Origin of the sequence: Luteitalea sp. (assembly GCA_009377605.1) — a bacterium.
Taxonomy (GTDB): Bacteria; Acidobacteriota; Vicinamibacteria; order Vicinamibacterales; family Vicinamibacteraceae; genus WHTT01.
The window spans coordinates 1-1,568 of sequence record WHTT01000201.1 but is presented as its reverse complement, the minus strand read 5'-3'; the positions used below and the strand labels follow the sequence as shown (position 1 = coordinate 1,568).

Here is a 1,568-nt window from a genome sequence, read left to right as displayed (position 1 = left end):
TGTTGAAGCGAAGTGATAATGTCCCCTCGCGAGCGAAATAGAAATGTCCCCTAAGCTGATGGCCTCGAAGGGGGTCATCGTTTGGGAAGGACATGGATGAGTGCGAGAGAGTTGAGTCGGGTGGAGGTGTTGAGCCGCGTAAAAGCGGGGACCTTGAGTTTGGGATCGGCCGCGACGTTGCTGGGCGTGAGTTACCGCCAGACGAAGCGTCTGGCACGGCGCTATCGGGCGGAGGGGGCGAAAGGGCTGAAGCACCGGAGCGCGGGGGGCGCGTCGAATCATGCGCGGCCCGCGGCCGAACGGGAGCGTGCGTTGGCGCTCGTGCGGGAGAAGTACAGCGGGCCGGTGGACGTGCGGTTCGGGCCGACCCTGGCCGCCGAGCATCTGGCGAGCGAAGACGGCGTGACGGTTCATCACGACACGTTGCGGCGGTGGATGGTGGCGGCGGGGTTGTGGAGTCGGGCCCGCAAACGCGCGCCCCATCGCCAGCGACGGACGCGCAAGGCGCACTTCGGCGAGCTGGTGCAGCTCGATGGGAGTTTCCATGGCTGGTACGAGGGGCGCGGCGGGCGCGGCTGCTTGATGAACCTCGTCGACGATGCGACCGGTCGGACGCTCGCGCGGCTGGGGGATGAGGAAACGATCTGGGCGGCGGTCGACGTGTTGCGCCGGTGGATCGAGGCGTACGGGGTGCCGCTGGCGCTCTATACGGATTGGAAGAATGTCTATGTCCGGGAGTCGACGGCGGAGGAGCAGGTCACGGGCGCCGTGCCGCTGACGCAGTTTGGCCGCATGTGCGCGGCGTTGGAGATTCAGATTATCGCGGCCAGCTCCCCGCAAGCGAAGGGCCGGGTCGAGCGCCATCACGGGACGCATCAGGACCGCCTCGTGAAGAAATTGCGGCGGTTGGCGATCACCGAGGCGACCGCGGCGAATGCGTTTCTGGAGACGACGTATCTCGCCGAGCACAACGCCCGCTTCGCGCAGGCCCCCGCCTCGCCCGACGACTTTCATCGACGGACGCCGAGTCGCGTGACGCTCGATCGCGTGTTCCAACTCGAGGAGACGCGTGTGCTCTCCAACGACTGGGTGATCCGGTACGACACGCGGTACTTCCAGGTGGCGCGGCAGAGCCACCACGCGCCCGCCCGGAGCACGGTGCTGGTGCGCGAGGCGGTCACCGGCGCGATCGAAATTCGCTATCGCGGGCGCCTGATGCGCTGGACCGAGATTCCGACACCGCCGTCGAAACCGCCGACGCCGCCAGCCCGGCGACCGACGGCCCCGGCAGCGGGACGCGCCCTGTCCCGGCCGAGCGCTGATCACCCGTGGCGCCGCGGGTACGCAGAGCGACAGCAACGGGCGCTCGAGGTGGAGCGCGGCCAGTGACGGAGGCCTATGGACGCTGCCGGCGCCGTGGACGCGCAGACGCGCCCACCGTGCCTTGCAAAACGCGCAGACGCGTTTCGCACAGCGTCCACAGGCCCTTCCTGTTGCGTTGAAGAACAAGAGGAGAGGGGACATTTCTATTTCGCTAAGAACGGGGACATTTCTATTTCGCCTTGACA

General features: G+C 67.1%; 1 protein-coding gene. It reads left to right on the top strand.

Annotated features, from left to right (window positions below; translation table 11 throughout):
• Nucleotides 1-96: 96 nt before the first annotated feature.
• Nucleotides 97-1,389, top strand: a complete 1,293-nt coding sequence (locus GEV06_28480; protein ID MPZ21788.1) for an ISNCY family transposase — start codon at nt 97-99, stop codon at nt 1,387-1,389.
• The last annotated feature ends 179 nt before the right edge of the window (nt 1,390-1,568 follow it).

Coding starts and splice junctions, on each gene's coding strand:
- GEV06_28480 (MPZ21788.1), top strand. CDS start 97: ATGAGTGCGAGAGAGTTGAGTCGGGTGGAGGTGTTGAGCCGCGTAAAA.